Source organism: Promicromonospora sp. NFX87, from assembly GCF_048564965.1.
Taxonomy (GTDB): Bacteria; Actinomycetota; Actinomycetes; order Actinomycetales; family Cellulomonadaceae; genus Promicromonospora.
Genome location: NZ_CP183413.1, coordinates 713,196 through 732,649, shown reverse-complemented (window position 1 = coordinate 732,649; position 19,454 = coordinate 713,196). Strand labels below are relative to the sequence as shown.

The window sequence follows — 19,454 nt, the reverse complement described above, 5'->3', positions numbered from 1 at the left end:
CGTGCAGTGATCCTCACCCGGTCGGGTCGGTGACGGCCAGCTCGCCGCGTACCGGCAGGCTCACGCTGGACGCTCCGGCCGCCACGGCGTAGGCACCGGCCGGGACCCGGAGGTCGCCGTCGAGCAGACCTGCCGCGTCGCCGGACACCGCCGTCGCCCCGTGCCACAGCGCGAGACGCGCGGTGTCGAAGGGCACGGCCACCGACGCCGTCTCGCCGGGTTCGAGCCGGACGCGACGGTAGCCGAGCAGCAGCCGCACCGGCGAGTCGGTCCCGGAGGCGCCGAGCGAGTACAGCTGCACCAGCTCCTCGGCGGGCCGGTCACCGGTGTTGCGCACCGTGACGGTAGCCGTCACGACGCCCTGGCCGGCCGGGTCGCGGGGCGTCAGCGGCGGGTGGTCGCGGGTCGGCGCGGGTGCCGCGACCTCGGCCGCGGAGAGCGACAACCCTTCGTAGGACACCGACGAGTAGGTCAGGCCGTGGCCGAAGGCGAAGGCGGGCGCACCCGCCGCACCGGCCGGCAGGTGCCGGTAGGTGATCTGCTGGCGGCGGGTGTCGTAGTCGAAGAGGTCGCCCGCCTGCTCCGGACGTGCCGGCCAGGTCTGGGCGAGCCGCCCGGACGGCTCGACGGCGCCGGTCAGCACGTCGGCCAGGCCGTGCCCGAGCTCCTGCCCGCCGTGGCTGCTCCACACCACGGTGGGGGCGTCGTCGACGCCGGGGCCGAGCACGTACGGGTAGCTCGACACGATGGTCAGCACGGCCCGGGGGTTGGCCTCGACGGCGGCACGCCACGTCTCCACCGCCGCGTCGGGCAGCCACAGGTCGGGCCGGTCCTGCGTCTCGCGTCCGTTCAGGTGCGGGTCGTTCCCGACCGCCACGACGACGGCGTCGCACGAGGCGGCCGCCTGGGCCACCAGGGCCGCGCCGGACTCGAGCACGCGAGCCGTGAACCGCTCGGCGTCGGCGAGCGTGTGCCCTTCGGCGCACACCAGGCCGGTGTCGCGCTGGACGCGCACCCAGCGCCCGGAGCCGAGGTGCAGCAGGGACCACGAGCCGTCCTCGTGCACGTGCTTGCGGAAGCTCTCCTGGACCTCCCAGCCCCCTACCCGCTCGGCGTCCGCGCGCATCGGGTAGGCGCCTCCGGTGAGCAGACGGCCGGAAGCACCCGAACGCAGCGTGAGGACGCCCCCGCCCCAGTCCGTGACGGACAGGCGCGTGCCCTTGCCGGCCGTGGCCGAGTCCGCGACGACGGCCGTGCCGTCCTCCGTGACCGAGACGTACCGCCCGTTCGCCGCACGCAGGGCGACGACGTCGGCGCCGTCGGCCACGACCACGCGGTCCGCGCCGAACGCGGCGCGCAGCCCGTCCGCCGGGGTGACCGCGTAGGGCGGTGTGCCCGAGTACCAATCGGTGAGCACCGCCTCGGCAAGCGGTCCGACGACGGCGACCGAGCCCGCCGCCGGCAGCGGCAGCAGCCCCTCGGAGTTGCGCAGCACGACGACGGAGCGGGCTGTCGCCTCGCGCGCCAGCGCGCGGTGCTCGGGCAGGTCGATGTCGTCCGCCGTGATGCCCGAGTACGGGTCGGCGTCGCCGTCGAGCTCCCCGCTGCGCAGGCGGAGCTCGAGCATGCGCAGGACCGAGCGGTCGACCTCGTCCATGGTGAGCAGGCCGCGGTCGAGGGCCTCCTGGAGGCGCTGGATCGTGGGGGCCGAGTCGGCGTCGTCGTCGGTGAACGAGTCGACGCCCGCGCGGACCAGCGCGGCGTTGCCGGACGCCCGGTCCGCCGCGGCGCGCTGCACCTTGACCACGAACATCGGGGCGGCGGCGTCGGAGACGAGTGCGACCGAGTCGTCGGTCCAGGACCGCAGCTCGGCGAACAGCTCGGTCTGCAGGTGCGCCGGGGTGCCGTTGACCTGGTTGTACGCCGGCATGACGCCCGCGGCCACGCCCTGCTCGATCGGCTCGCGGAAGGCGGGGAGCTCCTCCTCGTGCAGCGTGACCGGAGTGAGGTTCGAGCTCGTCGAGGACCGGTCGGTCTCGTTGTTGTAGGCGAGGAAGTGCTTGAGGGTCGGCGTGGTCTTCCACACCCGCTCGTGGTCACCGCGCAGGCCGCGGCAGTAGGCGGTGGCGAGGTGGGCGGTGAGGTGCGGGTCCTCGGAGTAGCCCTCCTCGTTGCGCCCCCAGGCCGGGTGCCGGAGCGTGTTCACGACCGGCGCCCAGACGTTCAGGCTCACCGCCGGGTCAGCCACGTGCTTGGCACGGACCTCGGTCGAGACGATCTCGCCGACGCGGCGGACCAGCTCGGGGTCCCAGGTCGCGGCCAGGCCGACCGGCTGCGGGAACACCGTCGCGCGGCCCAGCCAGGCGACGCCGTGCAGGGCCTCGGCCCCGGTGTGGAACGCGCCCAGGCCCAGCCGCTCGATGACCGGCTGGTGCTGGTGCAGCATCGCCAGCCGTTCTTCCGGGGTGAGAGAGGCGAGCAGGTCGCGGGCGCGCGCGGACACGGGCAGCGCGGGATCGCGGAAGGGGGGCACGTCCATGGGTTCCTCCTTAGGGTGCCGCGGCGGTGCGGCCAGGTGTGCGGCTGAGGCACGGTGGGGCGACGCGCTGCCGACGAGATGTCGAAGCGCTTCGATGGACGGTACCCGGCCGAGGGCGGCAAGCGCTACCCGCCTGGCGAAAATCAGGAACGTCGGCGGCGCGTGTCGATGGCCTACGCGAGCGCCGCGTGCTCCCGGTCGAGGAGCGCGTAGACCACCTCGTTGGACCAGACTCCGTCGCGCAGGTCGTTCTCCAGGAGGTGGGCCTCGAGGCGCATGCCGAGCCGCTCGGCCACGCGGACGGACGCGGCGTTCTCCTCGTCGATCCGCGCGTACACCCGGTGGAAGCCGTACGTGGTGAAGGCCAGCCCCAGGATGGCGCGGGCGGCCTCGGTCGCGAGACCCCGCCCGCTGGCGTCGGGGTGCAGGGCGTAGCCGAGCTCGGCCTGCCGCGCGCCGGCCGCCCACTTGAGCATCGCCTCGCCGACGACGTCGCCGTCGGCCTCGATCGCCAGCACCAGCACGTCGCCGACCTCCTCGAACGGCGCCGTCGACCAGGTGCTGAGCTTCGCCTGAGCCGTGGGCAGGTCCCACGGCGGCTGGTACATGAACCGCACCACCTCGGCACGCGAGCGCCAGCTGAGGAACGCCTCGGCGTCGGCGGGGGCTACCGGGCGGAGCCGGAGACGGTCGGTGACCAGTGGCCACTCGGGGGCGGCGGGGCCGGGTACGGCAGGTCTGGGGACAGGCAGCGAGGAGGGCACGGTCCGACGGTAGCGCGCGGCAACAACCGTGCCACCGGTATTTACCCCGGTGAACTTCGGATCGGACCCAGGCTCCGGCGAGTCGCGGTTCAGCGCGCCTCGAACGGCACCGTCGCCCAGCCGGCGGGCATGGTGCGGGGCTGCCACGACGGGTCGGGCGTCCAGTCGGCCCAGGCCTTGTCCCACCAGAGCTCACCGGCGTCGAGCAGGCCTGCGATCCGGTCGCCCTCGGCGCGGATCTGCTCCATCCGGCCGGGATAGCGCGCGGGCCCGGTCTCCTCGAACTCGAGGACGTCCTTGAACTCGTAGGTCTCGGCGTCGGCGGCCCACCAGACGTCGAGCTCGTGGTCGAGCGTGTCGAAGCCGATCGGGGTGCGCCGGGGCGCGTCCTCGAGGTTGAAGTACCAGCCCTGGAAGGCGCGCTGGGGTCCGTCCCAGAACAGGAAGAGGGAGTGCTCGACCCCTGTCCAGTGCAGCTCGAGCCGCCCGTGGCCGCGCCAGCTCGTGCTGCCCGCGAGCTTCCACGGGTGCTCCCCCACCGGGAACGCGCCGGTCTCGGGATACACCATCGGGGTGCCGCCGGGGGTGTAGGTGACGAGCAGGTCGCCGTCGTCCTGGACGCACACCTGCGGTATCGCGATCCACGGTTCGCCCCGCATGATCTCGCGGCGCACCACTGTCTGGCCGGGTTGGAAGACTGGCGTCATGCCCGGCACGTTAACAGCGGTCGGTTACGGCCCGGCGACATCGGCGTCAACTCCGTGACGGTCGCGCCACGTCGACGCCCTGGCGCAGGACCCGGAGGGGGCGCAGGTCCGCGTCCGTGATGAGGACGTCGGCGCGGGCGCCGGGTTCCAGGCTGCCGACCTCACCGGTCAGCCCCAGGACGCGAGCGGGCACGGCCGTCGCGGAGCGCACGGCGTCGACCAGGGGGACACCACCGGCCACGGCGAGCCGCACGACGTCGATCAGGTGCGCGGTGCCGCCGGCGATCGGCCCCTCTTCCCCGGCCTCCGGGCTCCCCTCCTCCGGGACGACCCGCGCGACGCCGTCGAGCACCTCCACGGACATGGGGCCCAGCTCGTAGCGGCCGTCGGCGACGCCTGCCGCCGCCATCGCGTCGGTGACCAGCACCACCTGGTCCGGTCCCACCATGTAGTACACCGAGCGGACCGTGGCCGGGTCGAGGTGGACGCCGTCGCCGATGAGCTCGACGACCATGTCGCCGCGGGCGGCAGCGGCCAGGCAGGCCGCGATGGGGCCCGGCCGGCGATGGTGCAGCGGCCGCATCCCGTTGAACAGGTGCGTCGCGGTCATGGGTCCGAGCCGGCTGCCCGCGGCGGCCAGCGCTGCGGTCACCTGCGCGATCAGCGCCTCGGCCTGCTCGGTGCTGCCGTCGGTGTGGCCGAGCGAGGGCAGCACGCCCGCCTCGACGAGCGCCTCCGCGACGCCGCCGGGGCCGGTCACGCCCGGCACCTCGGGTGCGACGGTCATCGTGCGCAGGTACCCGCGGGCGGCCCCGACCAGGTCCCTGACCAGGTCGACGCTGCCTTCTTGCAGGTCAGCCGGGTTGTGCGCGCCCCTGCGGTGGTACGAGAGGAACGGCCCCTCCGCGTGCAGGCCCTCGATCTCGCCCGCGACGGCGAGCTCGGCCAGCACCGAAGCGCGCTCCAGCAGCACCTCCGGCCGGGCCGTCACGAGCGACGCGAGCAGGGTGGTGGTGCCGTGGCGACGGTGCTCCAGCACACCCGCCAGCGCCTCCTCGGCGGTGGTCACGTCCGGGAACGAGACGCCGCCCCCGCCGTGGTTGTGCAGGTCCACGAGACCGGGCAGCAGATACGTCCCGGGGGCGGGCAGCACGGTCTCGACGGCGGGGCCGTACCCGGTCGCCAGGGCGTCGGACACCGAGCCCGCGAACGTGACGCGGCCGCCGGAGGCGACGACGACGCCGTCGTCCACCACCGAGGAGGGCTGGACCAGGCGACCGCGCACCACCAGTGCACCGGAATCAGTCATGCGGACATCCTGCCAGGGTTGACAGGCCGCATTTCGCGTGGCAATGATGCCACCTGATCATCGAAGCGCTTCGCCAACCGCGTGGACGCTCACCGCACGTCAAGGAAGATGTGAATGATGCGCAAGCCGTGCTGGTCGCTGCCTCGCATGTCCGGGCCTGCTGAACGATGACCGCCACGCTTCCCCACCAGGCGCTCGGCCGGACCGGGCTGCTCGTGCCCTCGGTGGTGCTCGGGACGTCCGGTATCGGGCGCCGGCTCGACGCCGCCGGGGCGACCGCACTGCTGCGCGCCGCGGCGTCCGCCGGATGGCGCACGTGGGACACGAGCAACGAGTACGGCGACGCCGAGGCGTACATCGGGTCGGCTCTCGACGGGCTCGTCGGCCCGGTCCAGGTGTTCACCAAGGTGGACCCGCTGCCGGGGTCCGGCGACTTCTCGGGCGACCGCGTGCGCGCGTCCGTCGCCGAGTCCCGCGAACGCCTGGGCCTCGACCGGCTGCCGCTGGTGCACTTCCACGACCCGGAGCGCATGCTGTTCGCCGACGCCGTGGCGCCCGACGGTCCGGTCCGCGCCCTGCTGGAGCTGCGCGAGGCGGGCGTGATCGAGCACCTCGGGGTGGCCGGCGGGCCGGTCGGGCTGCTGCGGCAGTACGTGCGCACCGGCGAGTTCGAGGCGGTCGTGACGCACAACCGCCTCACGCTCCTGGACCGGTCGGCGGAGACGCTGCTGGACGACTGCGCCGAACGCGGCGTGGGCGTCCTCAACGCCGCCCCGTTCGGCGGCGGCGCTCTCGCCGACGACGACGGTCCCGTGCGGCACTACCACTACCGCGACGTCGACGACGCGCAGCGCGACGCGATCCTGAGGATCCGCGACATCGCGCGTGCGGCGGGCGTCCCCGTGGGCGCGCTCGCGCTCCGGACCGGCGACCGCGACCCGCGTGTCGCGGGGACGATAGTCGGCGTGACGAGCGCCGCCCAGCTCGCCCAGGTCACCGCGTGGGCAGACGCGGAGGTGCCGGACGACGTCTGGCCCGAGCTCGACGCCGCGCTGCCCGACCCGGCCCACTGGGCCGGGGAGCTCGGCCGCTGACCGGCCCCGCTGATCTCCCTGCTGCCTGCCCTGCTGACCTGCTACCTACCGATCCGACGCTCCACCGACCCGAGGACGACCAATGACGGTTCCCTTCGTACCCGACCGCCTGCTCTTCGGCGGCGACTACAACCCCGAGCAGTGGCCGCGCGAGGTCTGGGCCGAGGACATGGCGCTCATGCGCCGAGCAGGCGTGAACACCGTGACGATCGGGGTGTTCTCGTGGGCTGCGATCGAGCCCCGGGAAGGGCAGTTCGAGCCGGGCTGGCTGGACGACGTCGTCGCGCTCCTCGACGAGAACGAGATCGGGTTCTTCCTCGCGACCCCGACCGCGTCCCCACCGCCGTGGTTCACCAGGGCGCACCCGGACGCGCTGCCCGTCCGGGCCGACGGGACCTACGTGTCCCACGGCTCGCGCGACACGTACGCGATCAGCGCCCCCGCCTACCGCCAGGCCGCGGGGCGCGTCGCACGCTTCCTCGGCGAGCGGTACGGCGCGCACCCGCGCCTGCGGGGCTGGCACGTGCACAACGAGTACGGGACGGTCGACCACGGCCCGCACTCGGCGGCGGCCTTCCGCCGCTGGCTCCGGAAGCGGTACGTATCGCTCGATGCGCTCAACGATGCCTGGTACACGGCGTTCTGGTCCCAGCGGTACGACGACTGGGACGAGATCCTGCCGCCGCGCACGACGCAGTACCTGGCCAACCCCGCCCACGCGGTGGACTTCAAGCGGTTCTGCTCCGACGAGATGCTCGCGGCCTGCGTCGAGCAGCGCGACGAGATCCGCGCGGCCGGCTCGACGGCTCCGGTCACCACGAACTTCATGCAGCCCACCTGGGACCACCTCAACCAGTGGGACTGGAGCGAACAGCTTGATGTCGCCTCCGTCGACCACTATCTCGACACGACCGGCCCGGACGGGGAGGCCCACGTCGCGTACGGCGCCGATCTCACCCGTTCGTGGGGCGGCGGTCCCTGGCTGCTCATGGAGCAGAGCGCCTCCGGCATCCGGGACGGCGCCCGGCAGGCCTTCAAGGACCCCGGCCGGATGCTGCGCAACTCTCTCGGCTACGTCGCGCGGGGTTCCCAGGGTGCGCTGTTCTTCCAGTGGCGCGCTTCGGCCGGCGGCTCCGAGACGTGGCACAGCGCGATGGTGCCGCACGTCGGCCCGGAGAGCCGGACGTTCGAGGGCGTCGTCGAGCTCGGGTCGCTGCTCGGCCGCCTCCAGGAGATCGCGGAGCCACCGCAGGACGGACCGGTCATCGAGGCCGACGTCGCGATCCTGTGGGACGCGAACGGCCGGTGGTCGCTCCAGACGCCGCACCTGCCGAACGACGACCTCGACTACACGGCGGAGGTCCGGGCGACGCACCGCGCCCTGTGGCGGGCCGGGGCCGCCGTCGACTTCGTGCGGCCCGGCACCGACGCCGCCCGCTACCGGGTGCTGTTCGTCCCGACCCTCATGGCGATGGACTCCGGCACCGTCGAGTGGCTCACCCGGTACGTCGAGGCGGGCGGACACCTCGTGGTGGGGCGGTTCACCGGGATCGCGGACGAGCACCAGCGAGTGGCCCCCGGTGGCTACCCGGGCAGGCTGCGGGACCTCCTGGGCATCCGGGTCACCGAGCACCACCCGCTCGACCCGGCGGAGACCCAGGAGCTCAGCGACGGCTCGACCGTCGACCAGTGGACCGAGCGGATGGACCCGCCCCGGGCGGAGGTCCTCGCCACCTACACGCAGGGCCCGCTCGCTGGCCTGCCCGCCGTGACCCGCCATCCCGTCGGTGACGGCAGCGCCACGTATGTCTCCGCGCGGATGGTCCAGGAGTCGTGGGACGCCTTCGTCGCCGCACGGCTCACGGAGCACGGCGTCGGCCCGGTCGTTCCCGAGGCGGTGGGTACGGGGCTCGAGGCGATCCGACGGCGCGGCGCGGCGGGCACGTACCTCTTCCTGCTGCACCACGGCGACCGGCCGGTCCGGATCGCGGGGCAGGGGCACGACCTCGTCACCGACGCGCCGACCGATACCGGGATCGTGGTGCCCGCCGGCGGGTACGCGGTGATCCGGGAGACGCCCGACGCCAAGTGGTCCGTGACCGCGAAGTAGAGCGCCTGTCCGACACACGCTCTACCTCACGTGCCCTGAGAAGCCGAAGTAGAGCGTGTGTCCGCGACACACGCTCTACTTCGCGGTCGTCAGAAGAGGCGGGTGGTCGGGTCGTCCGCGCCGCGCATGGTGTCGTAGTCCAGGAGCAGAGTCGTGATGCCTCTGTCGTGGGCCAGGACGCGGGCCTGCGGCTTGATCTCCTGGGCGGCGTACACGCCGCGCACCGGGGCCAGCATCGGGTCGCGGTTCAGCAGGTCCAGGTACCGCGTGAGCTGCTCGACGCCGTCGATGTCGCCGCGGCGCTTGATCTCCACCGCGACCGACGCGCCGGCGGCGTCGCGCGCGAGGATGTCGACCGGGCCGATGGCCGTCGGGTACTCGCGGCGGACCAGGGTGTGCCCGGCGCCCAGCAGGGCGATCTGCTCGGCGAGCAGCTCCTGGAGGTGCGCCTCCACGCCGTCCTTCACCAGACCCGGGTCGATGCCCAGGTCGTGCGCGGAGTCGTGGTGCACGGTGAACAGCTCGACCTCGAGCCGGTCGTCCGACTTGGCGTGCTGGACGGTCCACACCTCGGTGACGCCGCGTGCGGCGGCCTCCTCGGAGGGCTCGCGCACGGCGAGCGTGCACGGAGGGCTCATCCAGTTCAGCGGCTTGTACGAGCCGCCGTCGGAGTGGATGAGGACGCTTCCGTCGGCCTTGACGACGAGCAGCCGGGTAGCCGGCGGGAGCATCGCGGTCAGGCGGCCCGTGTAGAGGGCGGAGCAGTCGGCGACGACCAGCCGCATCAGAGAACCAGATCCTGTCGTCCGGGAGGGGCGGCCTCGAGCCAGGAGGCGAGGCCGAAGTAGTCGCCGGCAGCGAGGTCGAGCTCGAAGTCGAGCCCGTCGTACCGGCACTGGACGAGGTAGTGGTCACCCTGACCACGCTCGTCCGGGTCGAGCGGGGTGCGACCGGTCACGGTGAGCCGCTCCCGGTACCACGTGCGGGCCGGACGGGGCGCCAGCGACCAGCACCGCCACCACTCGATCCGGCCCACCGCGTACTGCGCGATGCCCGGCGTCCAGGAACCCTCAGGGTTCCCGGTCGGCCGGGCATTGCAGTTGAACGAACCTACCCTGCGAGAAAGCGTCCGCAGCCGGGAGATCCCGAGTGCGAGCACCAGCGCGAGCGCGCCGAGCACCGCTATCGCGATCCATATGACGCCGGGCACTCGCGCTCTCCCTCAGACCAGGGAGATCTCGTCGACCACGAGGGTGACGAGGTTGTTGTCCACGGACACGAAACCACCGGTGACCTGCGCCTCAACGGCCGTCCCCGAAGCGGTGTCCACCTTGATGGTGCCCGGGCGAAGCACAGCCAGCAGCGGCGTGTGGTTCGCCAGGATGCCGATCTGCCCGTCCGCGGCCGGCGCGCTGACCTGCGTCGCCGCACCGCTCCAGACCTTGCGGTCCCTGGACACGAGGTCCACGCTCAGCTCTGCCACGAGAGCTCCTTCCGATGTAGCGGGCGCGATGCCGTCCCTGCCGGACTGCCTGATTCTGGCATGCCCGGCGGGACGGCATCACGCACGGAGGATGGACGAAGCCTCAGGCCCCGTACTCCTTCTGGATCCGTGCCCAGTTCTCCTCGAGCATCTCGAGGCCACCGATGTTGTAGAAGGCCTGCTCGGCGATGTGGTCGAACTCGCCGTCAGCGATCTTCTTGAATGCCTCGATGGTCTCCGACAGAGGCACCGTCGAGCCCACCACACCGGTGAACTTCTCGGCCATGTACGTGTTCTGGGAGAGGAACTGCTCGATACGACGGGCACGCCCGACGACCGTCTTGTCCTCTTCCGAGAGCTCGTCCACACCGAGGATGGCGATGATGTCCTGCAGCTCCTTGTTGCGCTGCAGGATCGACTTCACGCGCGTCGCGACGTCGTAGTGCTCCTGGCCCACGTAACGCGGGTCGAGGATGCGGGACGTCGAGGCCAGCGGGTCGATCGCCGGGTACAGACCCTTCGACGCGATCTCTCGGGAGAGCTCGGTCGTGGCGTCCAGGTGGGCGAACGTCGTGGCCGGGGCCGGGTCCGTGTAGTCGTCAGCCGGCACGTAGATGGCCTGCAGCGACGTGATGGAGTGACCACGCGTCGAGGTGATGCGCTCCTGGAGGAGGCCCATCTCGTCGGCCAGGTTCGGCTGGTAGCCCACGGCGGACGGCATACGGCCGAGCAGCGTGGAGACCTCGGAACCGGCCTGCGTGAAGCGGAAGATGTTGTCGATGAAGAGCAGCACGTCCTGCTGCTGCACGTCACGGAAGTACTCCGCCATCGTCAGGGCCGACAGGGCCACGCGCAGACGCGTGCCCGGCGGCTCGTCCATCTGGCCGAAGACGAGGGCGGTCTTGTCGAAGACGCCCGCCTCGTCCATCTCGGCGATCAGGTCGTTGCCCTCACGGGTGCGCTCGCCGACACCGGCGAACACCGACACACCACCGTGGTCCTGGGCGACACGCTGGATCATCTCCTGGATGAGGACCGTCTTGCCGACGCCCGCACCACCGAAGAGACCGATCTTGCCACCCTGGACGTACGGGGTGAGCAGGTCGATGGACTTGATGCCCGTCTCGAACATCGTCGTCTTCGACTCGAGCTGGTCGAAGGCCGGAGCCTTGCGGTGGATCGGCCAGCGCTCGGTGACCTCGAACTTCTCGCCCTCGGCGAGGTTCAGGACGTCGCCGGTCACGTTGAAGACGCGGCCCTTGGTGATGTCACCGACGGGCACGCTGATGGGCTCGCCCGTGTCGGTCACCACGGCGCCGCGGACGAGGCCGTCGGTCGGCTTCAGGGCGATGGCGCGCACCAGGGAGTCACCCAGGTGCTGCTCGACCTCGAGCGTCAGCACGGACTTGTTCTCGCCCTTGCCGGACAGGTCGATCTCGACGGTCAGCGCGTTGTAGATCTCAGGGATCGCGTCATCGGGGAACTCGATGTCCACGACGGGTCCGATCACCCGAGCGACCCGGCCGGTGCCGGGGCCGCTCGTTTCCAGAGCCGTGGATTCCACGGTGGTGGCGGTCATACTTGCCTCGCTTCGGTGGGCCGGAGGGTCCTCCGGCGGGGAGTCTTTTCGGGTCTGTTCAGGACGCCAGGGCGTCGGCCCCGGAGACGATCTCGCTGATCTCCTGGGTGATGTCCGCCTGACGTGCCTGGTTGGCCAGTCGGGTGTACGTGCGGATCAGGTCCTCGGCGTTGTCCGTCGCCGTGTGCATGGCCCGCTGACGGGCAGCGAGCTCGGACGCGGCGGCGTCGAGCAGCATCGCGTAGATGCGCTGCTCGATGTAGCGCGGGAGCAGCTCGTCCAGCACGGCCTCGGGCGAGGGCTCGAAGTCGTAGAGCGGCAGGGCCTCGTGCTCGTCGGCCTCGGACACGCCCTCGACCACCTCGAGCGGCAGCATGCGGACCACGCGGGCCCGCTGCGACACCATGTTGACGAACAGCGTGGAGACCACGTGCAGCTCGCTGACGCCGCCGTCGGGCTCCTCCGCGAGGAACACCTCGAGCAGGGTCTCGGCGATGTCCTGCGCCGCCTCGGGCGTCGGCTTCTCCGAACCGTACGACCAGCTCTTGGCGATCTCCCGCCCGCGGAACGTGTAGTACGCGATCGCACGGCGGCCGGCCACGTACAGCACGACCTCCTTGCCCTCGGCCGTCAGCTGCCCGATGAGCTTCTCGGCCTCGCGGACGATCGCCATCGGGTAGGAGCCGGCCATGCCCGCGTCGGAGGAGACGACGAGCACCGCTGCGCGGTTGCCGCCTTCCTCCTGCGTGAGCGGGTGGTCCACGTCCGTGTGCGACGCGACAGCCGACACCGCACGGGTGATCGCCTGTGCGTACGGTGCCGCCGCCGCTGCCGCCGCGCGAGCCTTGCCGATGCGGGACGCGGCGATCAGCTCACGCGCGCGGAAGATCTTCTTCAGCGACTGCGTCGACTTGATCCGCGCCTTGTAGACGCGCTGAGCTCCACCGGCCACGGGTCAGGCCTTCTTCTTGACGACGATCTGCGCCTGCTCGACGTCGACGGGGCCGTCCTCGGTGCTGCCACCGACGAGCGGCGTGCCGTCGCTCTTCTGGAAGCCCGCCCGGAAGTCGTCCACGGCGGCGCTGAGCGCCTCCTCCGTGTCGGACTCCAGCTTGCCGGACTTGAGGATCGTCTCCAGGACGTCGGTCTTACGGCGCAGGTGGTCCAGCAGCTCGGACTCGAACCGCTTGACGTCCTCGACCGCGACGTCGTCGAGCTTGCCCTTGGTACCGGCCCACACGGAGGCGACCTGGTCCTCGACCGCGTACGGCGAGTACTGGGGCTGCTTGAGCAGCTCCGTCAGGACGGCGCCGCGCTGCAGCTGGGCACGCGAGGCCGCGTCGAGGTCGGACGCGAACATCGCGAACGCCTCGAGCGAGCGGAACTGCGCCAGCTCCAGCTTCAGCGTGCCGGAGACCTTCTTCATGGCCTTGATCTGCGCGTCACCACCGACTCGGGAGACCGAGATACCGACGTCCACTGCGGGACGCTGGTCGGCGTTGAACAGGTCGGACTGCAAGAAGATCTGGCCGTCCGTGATGGAGATGACGTTCGTCGGGATGTACGCCGAGACGTCGTTCGCCTTGGTCTCGATGATCGGCAGACCGGTCATCGAGCCCGCGCCCAGCTCGTCCGAGAGCTTCGCACAACGCTCGAGCAGACGGGAGTGCAGGTAGAAGACGTCACCCGGGTAGGCCTCGCGGCCCGGCGGACGGCGCAGCAGCAGCGACACGGCACGGTAGGCCTCGGCCTGCTTCGACAGGTCGTCGAAGATGATCAGGACGTGCTTGCCCTGGTACATCCAGTGCTGGCCGATGGCCGAGCCGGTGTACGGCGCGAGGTACTTGAAGCCTGCCGGGTCGGACGCCGGAGCCGCGACGATCGTCGTGTACTCCAGGGCGCCGGCCTCCTCGAGGGCGCCACGCACGGCGGCGATGGTCGAGCCCTTCTGGCCGATGGCGACGTAGATGCAGCGGACCTGCTGCTTCGGGTCGCCGCTCTCCCAGTTCGCCTTCTGGTTGATGATCGTGTCGACCGCGATCGCCGTCTTGCCCGTCTGGCGGTCGCCGATGATCAGCTGACGCTGACCACGGCCGATCGGGATCATCGAGTCGATCGCCTTGATGCCGGTCTGCAGCGGCTCGTGCACCGACTTGCGCTGCATGACGCCGGGCGCCTGCAGCTCGAGGGCACGGACGCCGTCCGTCTCGATGGCACCGAGGCCGTCGATGGGGGTACCCAGCGGGTCGACCACGCGGCCGAGGTAGCCCTCGCCCACGGGGACCGAGAGCACCTCACCGGTACGGCGGACCTCCTGGCCCTCCTCGATGCCGGTGAACTCGCCGAGGACGACCACACCGATCTCGCGGACATCCAGGTTCTGCGCGAGTCCGAGCGTGCCGTCCTCGAAGCGCAGCAGCTCGTTCGCCATCACGCCAGGGAGGCCCTCGACGCGGGCGATGCCGTCCGCTGCGTACGAGACGCGGCCCACCTCTTCGGCGACCGCTTCCTGGGGCTCGTAGGACTTCACGAAGCTGTCCAGCGCGGCCCGGACCTCGTCCGGCCGGATCGTCAGCTCAGCCATTGCTTATCTCCTGTCGTGGCCGCGAAAGCCGCGGCGGAAGGTTCTTGTTCACGTATTCAGCCGGCCAGACGACGCGAGGCGTCAGCAAGGCGCGACAGGACAGTGGAGTCGACGACGTCCGCGCCGACCTGGATGCGCATGCCCCCGACGATTGCCGGGTCCACGGTGACGTTCAGCTGCACGGGCCGCCCGTACGAGCGCTCGAGCAGCGCGCCGAGGCGCTGCTCCTGCTCGCGGGTGAGCACCGTCGCGCTGGTCACGGAGGCGACGAGGCGCTTGCGACGCTCCGCCGCGACCTCGCCGAACCAACCGAGCGTCTGCACGAAGCGACGGCCACGCAGCGACGACGTCGCGCGCCTGGCCAGGCTCTGGGTCACGGTGTCGACCTTGCCGCCGACCAGCGCGTCCACGAGCGCCACCCGGCGCTCGGGGGCGGTGGTGGCGTCCGAGAGGACCTGCTTGGCCTCACGCTGGCCGCCGAGCGACCGGGTGAGCCGGAACAGCTCGTCCTCCACCGTCTCGAGCGCCCCGCGCGCCTCGGCGGAAGCCAGCACGGCGTCCACACCGAGACGCTCGATGGCGTCGGCCAGGTCCGCGTCGCTCGCCCAGCGTGACCGGACGAGTCCGGACACCAGGTCGACCACGCGCTCGTCGAAACCGCTCAGCAGGCCGGCCACCAGGCCGGCCTTGGCCTCGCCCTCACGGGAGGGGTCGGCGAGCGAGCGGCGCAGCGCGGCGGAGTCGTCCAGCGCAGACACCATGGTGAGCAGCTGCTCACCGAGCGTCAGTGCGTCCGCACCCGCGGCACGCAGCACCGGCTCGAAGCGCTCCTGCGCCGCCGTCAGCGATGCCCCGCTCGATCCCCGCATCACGCCTCCTTGTTGCTTGCCACGGCCTGGCTTGCCTCGAGCTCGTCGAGGAAGCGGTCGACCACGCGCGACTGACGGGCCGAGTCCTCGAGGGACTCGCCCACGATCTTCGACGCCAGGTCGGTCGCGAGCGCGCCGACCTCGCTGCGCAGGGACACGGACGCGGCCTGTCGGTCGGCCTCGATCTGGCGACGGGCGGTCTCGGCGATGCGCTCCGCCTCCTCGCTCGCCTTGGCCTTGAGCTCCTTGATGATGGCGGTGCCCTCGGCACGCGCCTCCTCACGGACCTGCGCGGCGTCGGCGCGGGCCTCGGCGAGCAGCAGCTGCTGCTGTGCCAGGGCCTCGTCGGCCTGCTTCTGGGCTGCCTCAGCCTTTTCGATGCCACCCTCGATGAGGGCCGAGCGCTCGTCGAGCACCCTGTTCATCTGCGGCAGGATCATCTTGTAGAACGCTACGGCGATGATCACGAGGACCACTGCCGACCAGAACAGGTCGTAACCGGCGGGCAGGAACAGCTCGATGCCCTGCGGCCCCTCCGTCTGCGCCGCTACCACGGCGGCGCTTGAGTGCGCCGCCATCACTGGAAGAGGAAGCCCGCGACGAGACCGAGGAGCGCGAGCACCTCGACGAACGCGACACCCAGGAACATGGTGGCGCGGAGCTGGCCGGCAACCTCGGGCTGGCGGGCCATGCCCTCGATCGTCTTGCCGATGAGGATACCGAGGCCGATACCGGGGCCCGTGGCAGCGAGGCCGTAGCCGATCGCGTTCAGGTTGCCGTTGACCTCAGCGAGAATGTTGGCGTCCACTTGCGTCTTCCTTCCGTTGGGCGCCGGACCGGTCGGTGCGGCGTCGCGTGGTGTGCGAAGGCGTTACTGCGCCCGTCGCAGTTGTTACAGGGGTAGCTGTGCAGCGTCGCCCGGAGGAGCAATCAGTGCTCCTCCTCCAGGGACATGTTGATGTAGACCGCGGCCAGCAGCGCGAAGATGTACGCCTGCAGGAATGCGACCAGAAGTTCGAAGAGGGTCATGAAGATGCCCGCCGGGAGCGTCAGGACCCCGAAGACCATCAGACCGGAGCCGGCCGAGTCCACGAGGAAGAACTGCGTGGCGGCGAAGCAGAGCACCAGCATGATGTGGCCGGCGACCATGTTGGCCACCAGTCGCACCATGAGCGAGCCCGGGCGGATGATCAGGATCTGCAGCAGCTCGATCGGCGTCAGGATGAAGTAGATCGGCCACGGCACGCCGGGCGGGAACAGGTTCGCCTTGAGGTACCCACCCAGGCCGTGCTTGCGGATGCCGACGGCCCAGTAGGTGACGAACACCCAGAGCGCCAGGAGCAGCGGCACGCCGATACGCGAGGTAGCGGCAAGGTTCAGCCCCGGGATCACACCCGTGAGGTTGAAGGCCAGGATGGTGACGAAGATGGTGGTGAGCATGGGCAGGAAACGCTTGGCGTTCTCCTTGCCCAGGATCTCCTCGCCGATCTGCACCCGGACGAAGCCCAGGATGTACTCGACGCCTGCCTGGAACCGACCCGGCACGACCTTCGCCCGGCGCGCGGCGATCACGAAGACCGACAGCAGCACGATGGTGGCGATGATCCGGATGATCCAGAGGCGATCTATCTGGAAGATGGTGCCTTCGAAGAGGATTGCCGACGGGAAGAAGTCGGAGATCGACGGCGTGTGGAAGCCGCCCTCACCCTCGTGGCCTTCAGTGGCGGCGAGGATTACGGACGTCGCATACGTGGACAGGAGGACTCCCAGGTGGTCATTAGGCCCAGCGCGCGTCACCGCAAAGGGGCGGAACGGGCGCGCCATCGGGCCTGGCCGTCATGGATTCAGTCGTAAGCCTAACCTATGTCCCACCCGGAATCGGCCGGATAACCGCATGGCACGGCCCCTTGTGACTTATTGCGCAACCGCGTGCGGCTCGCCGTCCGCGCTGGACGGCGCGTCAGGCCCCTGCTTCGGGCTCGACGTACGGGACCCGACCGTTCTTGACCGCGCGATAGTCGAGCAGTGCCGACCCCACTGCCCCGAGCAGAAGCACCACGAACAGGACCACGCGGTCGTAGAAGTCGAACCGGGTCAGCACGGCGAGGACCGCGACGAGGACCACCATCTTGGCGATCCAGCTGCCCATCACCACCGCGCCCATGGCGGTCGCGCCCTTGCCGACCGTGTAGAGCATCGACCACACGGTCGTCGCGCAGAAGAACGCGGCGAGCGCGGCGCCGATCAGGGCGCCCCACAGCCCCGGCTGTCCTGCGACCAGGAGGCCGACCAGCGAGCCAAGGACCGCGAGCCCTGCCACGAGGATCAGGCAGTCGCGCAGGGCCGTGCGCAGCACCGCCCGCTCGGCAGCGCCCCGGGGGGCGCTGGGTGCGTCAGGTACCTGCTCGGTCATTCGATGGTCTCCTTGGTCTTGGACACGACACTGTGGTGAGCGGTGCCCTGGGAAGCGACGGTCTGTGGGACGACGACCTGGACCGGCACCTTGGCCTCGAGCCCGACGCCGGCGGACGCAGCCGCCCCGACGGCCGCGGGAACCTTCGGCGTCTGGCCGGAGAGCGCGGCGACGTCGTCGTCCAGGAAGCGGCCGCGGTGGCGCAGCGGGCCGAGCGTGGCCAGCAGCGCGAGCACCACGAACACACCGGTCCAGAGCAGCACGATCTCCCAGTCCCACCGCACGAGCGCCGCGGCGCTGAACGCGAACACGGCGGTCCACACGTACAGGATCACCACGGCGCGGCGGTGGGAGTGGCCGAGGGCCAGCATCCGGTGGTGCAGGTGCATCCGGTCGGGTGCCATCGGCGACTTGCCCGCGGCGAGCCGCCGGATGACCGCCAGCCCCATGTCGAGCAGCGGCAGCATGAGCACCGCCACCGGCAGCAGCAGCGGGATGAAGGCGGGCAGCGCCTGGGCGCCGGTCATGACGCCCGGCGGGATGTTGCCGGTGACGCTGATCGCCGCGCCCGCCATCACCAGGCCGATCAGCATCGACCCGGCGTCACCCATGAAGATGTGCGCCGGGTGGAAGTTGTGCGGCAGGAAGCCGATGCACACGCCCACCATCACGGCGAGGATGACCGAGGGCAGCGTCGCGTAGTCGTCGGCCGAGACCTGCTGGGTGAGCCCGTACGTGTAGAGGAAGAACGCGGTGCCGCCGATGGCGACTATGCCCGCGGCCAGCCCGTCGAGGCCGTCCACGAAGTTCACCGCGTTCATCGCGATGACGATGATCAGCACGGTCACCAGGAGCGACATGCGCGACGACGTGATGGTCACGCCCGCGATCGGCATGGTGATGAGCTGGACGCCCTGCAGCGCCATGAAGCCGGCGGCCAGGACCTGGCCCGCGAGCTTGGTGACCCAGTCGAGGTCCCACTTGTCGTCGGCCCAGCCGAGCGCGCACACGATGGCGGCGCCGCCGACGATGCCCCAGACCTGGGGATCGTCGAACACTCCGGAGAGGAACGGCATCTGCGAGGCAAGCAGCATCGGCACGACGATGCCGATCAGCATGGCGAGCCCGCCGAGGCGCGGCGTCGGCACGGAGTGCACGTCACGCGCCCGCACGGCGGAGATCGCCGAGGTCCGCATGGCCACCCAGCGGGCGAAGGGCGTGGTCAGGAACGTGACCGCGGCGGCCACGAGCATCAGGAGCAGGTACACCCTCACTCGTCGTCCTCCGCGGCACCGGCCGGGGGATCGATCGGGTCGTCCTCGGGCGACACCTGTGCTCCTTCGACGTCGGCGACCCCACGCAGCGCCTCGAGCGACACGGCACCCTCGCGGACGACGCGCAGCACCGGGCCGGTCGCGTCCACGATGGTGGAGGCGACGCCACCCGGCGCCTCGCCCCCGTCGAGGTAGACCGCCACCGAGCCGCCGAGCTGACGCTCGGCGTCCGCGACGTCCTGCGCGGCCGGGCTGCCCGACTTGTTCGCGCTGGAGACGGCGAGCGGGCCGGTGCGCTTGAGCAGCGCGAGAGCCGCGGGGTGGTCCGGCATCCGCAGGGCGACCGTGCCGCCCGTGTCGCCGAGGTCCCACTGCAGCGACGGCTGTGCGCGCAGGATGATCGTGAAACCGCCGGGCCAGAACGCCTCGACGAGCTTGCGGGCGTCGTCGGGCACGTCGATGGCCAGGCCGTCGAGGGTCGCCACCTCACCCACCAGGACCGGCGGCGGCATCTGCCGGCCGCGGCCCTTGGCCGCGAGGAGCGCGGCGACGGCTGCCTCGTCGAACGCGTCGGCAGCAATGCCGTACACGGTGTCGGTGGGGAGGACCACGAGGCCCCCACGGGAGATCGCATTCACCGCCTCGTCGATCGCCGGGCCCCAGGTCTGCGGGTCGGTGGCGTCGAGCACGGGCTGCACAGGCACACTCACGCGGAACAGTCTTTCACGA

The 19,454-nt window shown here is 71.2% G+C and carries 19 protein-coding genes; 2 read left to right on the top strand and 17 right to left on the bottom strand.

Going from position 1 to position 19,454, the window contains the following annotated elements:
• Positions 1-13 precede the first annotated feature (13 nt).
• From ACNYC2_RS03380 to ACNYC2_RS03365, 4 genes are all read right to left on the bottom strand, one after another.
• Positions 14-2,539, bottom strand: a complete 2,526-nt coding sequence (locus tag ACNYC2_RS03380; RefSeq protein ID WP_419705686.1) for a glycoside hydrolase family 3 C-terminal domain-containing protein — start codon at positions 2,537-2,539, stop codon at positions 14-16.
• A gap of 173 nt (positions 2,540-2,712) precedes the next feature.
• A complete protein-coding gene (locus tag ACNYC2_RS03375; RefSeq protein ID WP_419705685.1) occupies positions 2,713-3,303 on the bottom strand; it encodes a GNAT family N-acetyltransferase in 591 nt (196 codons plus the stop codon).
• Positions 3,304-3,392: 89 nt separating this feature from the next.
• A complete protein-coding gene (locus ACNYC2_RS03370) occupies positions 3,393-4,010 on the bottom strand; it encodes a DUF402 domain-containing protein (protein ID WP_377142159.1) in 618 nt (205 codons plus the stop codon).
• 46 nt (positions 4,011-4,056) lie between these two features.
• Positions 4,057-5,319 (bottom strand): N-acetylglucosamine-6-phosphate deacetylase, encoded by a 1,263-nt coding sequence (locus ACNYC2_RS03365; RefSeq protein ID WP_419705684.1) that lies wholly within the window; start codon positions 5,317-5,319, stop codon positions 4,057-4,059.
• 167 nt (positions 5,320-5,486) lie between these two features.
• Here ACNYC2_RS03365 and ACNYC2_RS03360 point away from each other — a divergent pair, with 167 nt between their 5' ends.
• Together ACNYC2_RS03360 and ACNYC2_RS03355 are read left to right on the top strand one after the other, a co-directional pair.
• On the top strand, positions 5,487-6,413 hold the full coding sequence (locus ACNYC2_RS03360; protein ID WP_419705683.1) for an aldo/keto reductase: 927 nt from the start codon (positions 5,487-5,489) through the stop codon (positions 6,411-6,413).
• A gap of 82 nt (positions 6,414-6,495) precedes the next feature.
• Positions 6,496-8,523 carry a beta-galactosidase gene (locus tag ACNYC2_RS03355; RefSeq protein WP_419705682.1) on the top strand — a complete coding sequence of 676 codons (2,028 nt, stop codon included), beginning with the start codon at positions 6,496-6,498 and terminating at the stop codon, positions 8,521-8,523.
• 89 nt (positions 8,524-8,612) lie between these two features.
• Here ACNYC2_RS03355 and nucS read toward each other — a convergent pair whose 3' ends face one another.
• The 13 genes from nucS to ACNYC2_RS03290 form a co-directional block, all read right to left on the bottom strand.
• Entirely contained in the window at positions 8,613-9,308 is a 696-nt protein-coding gene (gene nucS / locus ACNYC2_RS03350) for an endonuclease NucS (RefSeq protein ID WP_419705681.1), read from the bottom strand.
• A complete protein-coding gene (locus tag ACNYC2_RS03345; protein ID WP_377142176.1) occupies positions 9,308-9,733 on the bottom strand; it encodes a DUF2550 domain-containing protein in 426 nt (141 codons plus the stop codon). The genes nucS and ACNYC2_RS03345 overlap by 1 nt, the downstream gene beginning before the upstream one ends.
• 12 nt (positions 9,734-9,745) lie before the next feature.
• On the bottom strand, positions 9,746-10,006 hold the full coding sequence (locus ACNYC2_RS03340) for a F0F1 ATP synthase subunit epsilon (RefSeq protein WP_419705680.1): 261 nt from the start codon (positions 10,004-10,006) through the stop codon (positions 9,746-9,748).
• A gap of 103 nt (positions 10,007-10,109) precedes the next feature.
• Positions 10,110-11,585 (bottom strand): F0F1 ATP synthase subunit beta, encoded by a 1,476-nt coding sequence (gene atpD / locus ACNYC2_RS03335; protein WP_419705679.1) that lies wholly within the window; start codon positions 11,583-11,585, stop codon positions 10,110-10,112.
• 58 nt (positions 11,586-11,643) lie between these two features.
• Positions 11,644-12,537: a F0F1 ATP synthase subunit gamma gene (locus tag ACNYC2_RS03330; protein WP_419705678.1), complete on the bottom strand. Its 894-nt coding sequence runs from the start codon at positions 12,535-12,537 to the stop codon at positions 11,644-11,646.
• Positions 12,538-12,540: 3 nt separating this feature from the next.
• The gene (atpA, locus tag ACNYC2_RS03325) at positions 12,541-14,169 is read right to left on the bottom strand and encodes a F0F1 ATP synthase subunit alpha (protein ID WP_419705677.1); all 1,629 of its coding nucleotides are present in this window, start codon (positions 14,167-14,169) and stop codon (positions 12,541-12,543) included.
• A 56-nt stretch (positions 14,170-14,225) separates the two neighbouring features.
• A complete protein-coding gene (locus tag ACNYC2_RS03320) occupies positions 14,226-15,038 on the bottom strand; it encodes a F0F1 ATP synthase subunit delta (RefSeq protein ID WP_419705676.1) in 813 nt (270 codons plus the stop codon).
• Complete coding sequence (locus tag ACNYC2_RS03315; protein ID WP_419705675.1) at positions 15,038-15,616, bottom strand: F0F1 ATP synthase subunit B; 579 nt, start codon at positions 15,614-15,616, stop codon at positions 15,038-15,040. The genes ACNYC2_RS03320 and ACNYC2_RS03315 overlap by 1 nt, the downstream gene beginning before the upstream one ends.
• Positions 15,616-15,846 carry an ATP synthase F0 subunit C gene (locus ACNYC2_RS03310; protein WP_419705674.1) on the bottom strand — a complete coding sequence of 77 codons (231 nt, stop codon included), beginning with the start codon at positions 15,844-15,846 and terminating at the stop codon, positions 15,616-15,618. The genes ACNYC2_RS03315 and ACNYC2_RS03310 overlap by 1 nt, the downstream gene beginning before the upstream one ends.
• 122 nt (positions 15,847-15,968) lie before the next feature.
• A complete protein-coding gene (atpB, locus tag ACNYC2_RS03305) occupies positions 15,969-16,862 on the bottom strand; it encodes a F0F1 ATP synthase subunit A (protein ID WP_419705673.1) in 894 nt (297 codons plus the stop codon).
• Positions 16,863-16,998: 136 nt separating this feature from the next.
• Positions 16,999-17,451, bottom strand: a complete 453-nt coding sequence (locus tag ACNYC2_RS03300) for a hypothetical protein (protein WP_419705672.1) — start codon at positions 17,449-17,451, stop codon at positions 16,999-17,001.
• Positions 17,448-18,725 carry an MraY family glycosyltransferase gene (locus tag ACNYC2_RS03295; protein ID WP_419705671.1) on the bottom strand — a complete coding sequence of 426 codons (1,278 nt, stop codon included), beginning with the start codon at positions 18,723-18,725 and terminating at the stop codon, positions 17,448-17,450. Before ACNYC2_RS03295 ends, ACNYC2_RS03300 begins: the two co-directional genes overlap by 4 nt.
• Positions 18,722-19,429, bottom strand: a complete 708-nt coding sequence (locus tag ACNYC2_RS03290; protein ID WP_419707765.1) for an L-threonylcarbamoyladenylate synthase — start codon at positions 19,427-19,429, stop codon at positions 18,722-18,724. Before ACNYC2_RS03290 ends, ACNYC2_RS03295 begins: the two co-directional genes overlap by 4 nt.
• Positions 19,430-19,454: the final 25 nt, after the last annotated feature.

What these genes read in the sequence shown, in the direction of transcription:
- ACNYC2_RS03380 (WP_419705686.1), bottom strand. Translation starts at nt 2,539, where the DNA reads ATGGACGTGCCCCCCTTCCGCGATCCCGCGCTGCCCGTGTCCGCGCGC.
- ACNYC2_RS03370 (WP_377142159.1), bottom strand. Translation starts at nt 4,010, where the DNA reads ATGACGCCAGTCTTCCAACCCGGCCAGACAGTGGTGCGCCGCGAGATC.
- ACNYC2_RS03365 (WP_419705684.1), bottom strand. Translation starts at nt 5,319, where the DNA reads ATGACTGATTCCGGTGCACTGGTGGTGCGCGGTCGCCTGGTCCAGCCC.
- ACNYC2_RS03360 (WP_419705683.1), top strand. Translation starts at nt 5,487, where the DNA reads ATGACCGCCACGCTTCCCCACCAGGCGCTCGGCCGGACCGGGCTGCTC.
- ACNYC2_RS03355 (WP_419705682.1), top strand. Translation starts at nt 6,496, where the DNA reads ATGACGGTTCCCTTCGTACCCGACCGCCTGCTCTTCGGCGGCGACTAC.
- nucS (WP_419705681.1), bottom strand. Translation starts at nt 9,308, where the DNA reads ATGCGGCTGGTCGTCGCCGACTGCTCCGCCCTCTACACGGGCCGCCTG.
- atpD (WP_419705679.1), bottom strand. Translation starts at nt 11,585, where the DNA reads ATGACCGCCACCACCGTGGAATCCACGGCTCTGGAAACGAGCGGCCCC.
- atpA (WP_419705677.1), bottom strand. Translation starts at nt 14,169, where the DNA reads ATGGCTGAGCTGACGATCCGGCCGGACGAGGTCCGGGCCGCGCTGGAC.
- ACNYC2_RS03320 (WP_419705676.1), bottom strand. Translation starts at nt 15,038, where the DNA reads ATGCGGGGATCGAGCGGGGCATCGCTGACGGCGGCGCAGGAGCGCTTC.
- ACNYC2_RS03315 (WP_419705675.1), bottom strand. Translation starts at nt 15,616, where the DNA reads ATGGCGGCGCACTCAAGCGCCGCCGTGGTAGCGGCGCAGACGGAGGGG.
- atpB (WP_419705673.1), bottom strand. Translation starts at nt 16,862, where the DNA reads ATGGCGCGCCCGTTCCGCCCCTTTGCGGTGACGCGCGCTGGGCCTAAT.
- ACNYC2_RS03300 (WP_419705672.1), bottom strand. Translation starts at nt 17,451, where the DNA reads ATGACCGAGCAGGTACCTGACGCACCCAGCGCCCCCCGGGGCGCTGCC.